General features: G+C 52.5%; 6 protein-coding genes, 1 tRNA gene and 1 pseudogene. All 8 read left to right on the top strand.

Translation table 11 applies throughout. From position 1 onward, the window contains the following. Positions 1-9: 9 nt before the first annotated feature. Positions 10-165, top strand: a pseudogene (gene tuf, locus BCA33_RS20080) (elongation factor Tu); the annotation flags it as partial. Between the two features lie 37 nt (positions 166-202). Then, positions 203-278 (top strand) — tRNA-Trp (locus BCA33_RS18100). Positions 279-312: 34 nt separating this feature from the next. Then, a complete protein-coding gene (gene secE, locus BCA33_RS18095) occupies positions 313-681 on the top strand; it encodes a preprotein translocase subunit SecE (protein ID WP_071268061.1) in 369 nt (122 codons plus the stop codon). A gap of 12 nt (positions 682-693) precedes the next feature. Beyond that, complete coding sequence (gene nusG, locus BCA33_RS18090; RefSeq protein WP_071268059.1) at positions 694-1,227, top strand: transcription termination/antitermination protein NusG; 534 nt, start codon at positions 694-696, stop codon at positions 1,225-1,227. A gap of 101 nt (positions 1,228-1,328) precedes the next feature. After that, on the top strand, positions 1,329-1,760 hold the full coding sequence (rplK, locus tag BCA33_RS18085) for a 50S ribosomal protein L11 (protein ID WP_071268057.1): 432 nt from the start codon (positions 1,329-1,331) through the stop codon (positions 1,758-1,760). Between the two features lies 1 nt (position 1,761). Beyond that, positions 1,762-2,460 (top strand): 50S ribosomal protein L1, encoded by a 699-nt coding sequence (gene rplA, locus BCA33_RS18080; RefSeq protein WP_071268055.1) that lies wholly within the window; start codon positions 1,762-1,764, stop codon positions 2,458-2,460. Between the two features lie 233 nt (positions 2,461-2,693). Next, on the top strand, positions 2,694-3,224 hold the full coding sequence (gene rplJ / locus BCA33_RS18075; RefSeq protein ID WP_071268053.1) for a 50S ribosomal protein L10: 531 nt from the start codon (positions 2,694-2,696) through the stop codon (positions 3,222-3,224). A 39-nt stretch (positions 3,225-3,263) separates the two neighbouring features. Continuing rightward, entirely contained in the window at positions 3,264-3,638 is a 375-nt protein-coding gene (rplL, locus tag BCA33_RS18070; protein WP_071268051.1) for a 50S ribosomal protein L7/L12, read from the top strand. Positions 3,639-3,895: the final 257 nt, after the last annotated feature.

Raw genomic sequence — 3,895 nt, 5'->3', positions numbered from 1 at the left:
TTCCTGTGACTGCCGGAAGGCGTGGAAATGGTTATGCCAGGCGATAACGTGAAGATGGAAGTGACGTTGATTGCTCCGATTGCCATGGAAGATGGCCTGCGCTTCGCGATTCGCGAAGGCGGCCGTACCGTTGGTGCCGGCGTAGTCGCAAAGATCCTCGAGTAATTTGCTCGATTGAAAGTGCACTGAGTTGTTTCGGTGCAGGCCAGTAGCTCAATTGGCAGAGCAGCGGTCTCCAAAACCGCAGGTTGGGGGTTCGATTCCCTCCTGGCCTGCCATTTTTTTAACATCCGGATACATAAGTTGATTCCCATGGAGTCAAAAGCCGTTCAGTCAAACAGTCGCTTCGATTTAGTGAAGTGGCTAGTTGTGTTCGTACTGATTGCCGTTGGTGTAGTTGGTAATCAGTATTTCAGCGCCGAGTCTTTGCTGTATCGGGTTCTGGCTCTTGTTGTTCTCGCAATTGTTGCGGCTCTAGTGGCTTTGCAAACAGTGCGTGGGCGGCGATTCGCGATCCTTCTCAAAGAGGCTCGCGTCGAGATCCGGAAGGTGGTATGGCCCACCAGGCCAGAGCTAGTGCAGACGACAGTTATTGTTGTGGTCTTTGTGCTGGTTGTGTCTCTGTTGTTGTGGGGCATGGATTCGATAATCAGTTGGCTGGTCGCCGGATTCATAGGTTAACAGGAGTGGGCAATGGCTAAGCGCTGGTACGTGGTTCATGCATATTCTGGCTACGAAAAGCACGTAATGCGCACTCTCGCCGAGCGCATCGCGCTCGAAGGTATGGAGGAAAGGTTTGGTGAAATCCTTGTTCCTACCGAAGAAGTTGTTGAGATGCGTGACGGGAAGAAGCGCAAAAGTGAGCGCAAGTTTTACCCCGGATACGTTCTCGTTCAGATGGAAATGGATGACGGTACTTGGCACCTTGTAAAGAACACGCCTCGGGTGCTTGGCTTTATCGGCGGTACTAAAGATAAGCCTGCTCCAATCACGGAGCGTGAAGCTGAAGCGATTTTGCGCCGTGTTGAAAGCGGTGTGGATAAGCCGAAGCCCAAAACGTTGTTTGAGCCGGGTGAGGTTGTTCGCGTAGTTGAAGGGCCGTTCGCGGACTTCAATGGTGTGGTTGAGGAAGTTGACTACGGCAAGAGTCGGGTCAAGGTTGCTGTTCTGATCTTCGGTCGTTCAACTCCGGTAGAGCTGGAGTTTGGTCAGGTCGAGAAGGACTGATCAGCAGCTTTTAACCGGAAGGCTCGCGCGCTCAGGCGTTGCGGGCTTTTTGTGTCTGCAACGGGGAGCCTAAAGGCGTTTGAACCCATAGGAGTACTATCATGGCTAAAAAGATAGAAGCATATATCAAGCTTCAGGTTGCTGCCGGTAAGGCCAACCCAAGCCCCCCCGTTGGCCCTGCACTGGGTCAGCGCGGCGTTAATATCATGGAGTTCTGTAAGGCGTTCAACGCGCAGACGCAGGATATGGAAGCCGGTCTGCCGATTCCTACTGTTATCACTGTGTACAGTGATCGCAGCTTCACGTTTGTCACTAAGACTCCGCCTGCACCTGTTCTTCTTAAGAAGGCAGCCGGTGTAAAGAGTGGTTCTGGTCGTCCGAATACCGAGAAGGTTGGCAAGGTTACTCGCGAGCAGCTCGAAGAAATCGCCAAGGCCAAAGAGCCAGACCTGACTGCTGCCGATATGGAAGCAGCGGTTCGTACCATCGCTGGAACTGCCCGCAGCATGGGCCTCACCGTGGAGGGCTTGTAATATGTCGAAGCTGAACAAGCGTCAAAAGTTGATTAGTGAAAAGGTTGATTCTACCCGTTCCTACTCTGTGGATGAGGCGGTAGCCCTGCTGGTAGAGTTGGGACAGAGCGTAAAGTTCAAGGAATCTTTAGACGTTGCAATCAATCTTGGGGTTGATGCGCGTAAGTCCGACCAAGTCGTGCGTAGTAGCACGGTGTTGCCTCACGGTACAGGTAAAACTGTTCGTGTTGCAGTATTCACGCAAGGCGCAAATGCTGAGAAAGCGACCGCGGCCGGCGCTGATATTGTCGGCATGGACGACCTCGCTGAGGAAGTGAAAAAGGGTAACATGGATTTCGACGTGGTAATCGCCACTCCGGATGCCATGCGGGTTGTTGGCCAGCTTGGCCAAATCCTGGGGCCTCGCGGCCTTATGCCTAACCCGAAAGTGGGTACGGTGACTCCCGATGTTGAAACTGCTGTTAAGAATGCCAAGGCAGGTCAGGTGCGTTATCGCACGGACAAAAACGGGATTATCCACTCCCCCTTAGGTAACGTTGAATTTTCTGCCCAGAACATCAAGGAAAACCTTGAGTCGCTGGTGGCAGATCTGAAAAAGGCCAAGCCATCGTCGTCGAAGGGCGTGTATCTCAAGAAGATCACGGTTTCATCGACTATGGGTCCTGGCCTGACTATCGATCAAAGCGGTCTCGAAATCTGACGTTTTGATAGGTGGTTGCTTTGTAGTCTAGGCGGAAGCCAAGGCTGTCAAAGACCGCAGGCCCCTGAAGTCCCAGGACTGGAAGGGTTAAAGCAACGCCTGCGCAGACGGTGTGAAGACGTTCTCTCTGAACCCAAACACCGTTAAGGCGCTCGTAGGAAGCTGGTTTAGACAGCTTCCAGGGCAATGATGGGTTTGCCGGGATGTCCCCGGCGAAATCGAGGAGAAATCCAGTGGCAATTAGACTCGAAGACAAGAAGGCGATCGTCGCTGAAGTCAGCGAGACTGCCGGTGGTGCTCTGTCTGTGGTTTTGGCTGACTATCGTGGTGTCACCTCTGGTGATATGACGGCTCTACGTGCCAAAGCTCGTGCCGAGAATGTGCACCTTCAGGTTGTTCGTAACAACCTTGCGAAGATCGCTATTCGTGGTACCGAGTTTGAGTGCATCGACGAGGCCCTGGTCGGCCCGACTATTTTGGCATTCTCTATGGAAGATCCGGGAGCGGCTGCGCGCCTGCTGAAGGATTTTGCAAAAGAGAAAGAGGTGTTCGAGATTAAAGGCCTGGCCATCGGCGGTGAGCTGATGGGCGCAGACCAAATCGATCGTCTTGCCAAGTTGCCAACACGTCACGAAGCACTGACGATGCTGGCAATAGTAACACAGGCACCAATCACCAAGCTGGCACGGACACTGAACGAAGTTCCTTCGAAAGTGACCCGCGCCGTAGCGGCAGTTCGCGACCAGAAGCAAGACGCTGCTTGATTCTGTTGAACACCATTTTTACCATTTTGGGAGAAAGTCATGGCTCTGTCTAACGAAGACATTTTGAATGCAATTGCAGAAATGAGCGTAATGGACGTTGTTGCGTTGGTTGAAGCAATGGAAGAGAAGTTCGGCGTATCTGCCGCTGCTGCTGTTGCAGCTGCACCTGCAGCCGGCGGCGAAGCTGCTGCTGTTGAAGAGCAGACCGAATTTGACGTAATTCTGACTGGCGTTGGCGAAAAGAAAGTTAACGTTATCAAGGCTGTTCGTGAACTGACCGGCCTGGGTCTGAAAGAAGCCAAAGAACTGGTTGACGGCGCGCCTTCCACTATCAAGGAAGCAGCGAGCAAAGACGACTCAGAAGAAGCTAAGAAGAAGCTTGAGGAAGCAGGCGCTTCTGTTGAGCTTAAGTAAGAGTCGGCTGTTGATCGAAACTGCGCGTCTAGCGTAGATAGCTGGTGGCTTTGTGCCACCGGCCTTTTTCTGTTGTATATGCTATAGAGTCTGGTTTGCACGCGCAGGTTGGTTTTAGACCTGCAACCGGTTACCAGAGTCTTTGTTTAAGACGGCGCGAAAAGCCGAGCAATTCGGCCCCGAAGCAGAACATTGGTTGCTTCTTGATACCAGGTATCAGGTCTAAAGCTGGGGAATGCAGATGACTTACTCCTACA

The organism is Marinobacter sp. AC-23, assembly GCF_001858325.1.
GTDB lineage: Bacteria > Pseudomonadota > Gammaproteobacteria > Pseudomonadales > Oleiphilaceae > Marinobacter.
This window is presented reverse-complemented; position numbering and strand designations above follow the sequence as displayed.

Excerpts from the sequence above, each read along its gene's own strand:
- secE (WP_071268061.1), top strand. The coding sequence starts at position 313 with ATGGAGTCAAAAGCCGTTCAGTCAAACAGTCGCTTCGATTTAGTGAAG.
- rplL (WP_071268051.1), top strand. The coding sequence starts at position 3,264 with ATGGCTCTGTCTAACGAAGACATTTTGAATGCAATTGCAGAAATGAGC.
- rplK (WP_071268057.1), top strand. The coding sequence starts at position 1,329 with ATGGCTAAAAAGATAGAAGCATATATCAAGCTTCAGGTTGCTGCCGGT.
- rplA (WP_071268055.1), top strand. The coding sequence starts at position 1,762 with ATGTCGAAGCTGAACAAGCGTCAAAAGTTGATTAGTGAAAAGGTTGAT.
- nusG (WP_071268059.1), top strand. The coding sequence starts at position 694 with ATGGCTAAGCGCTGGTACGTGGTTCATGCATATTCTGGCTACGAAAAG.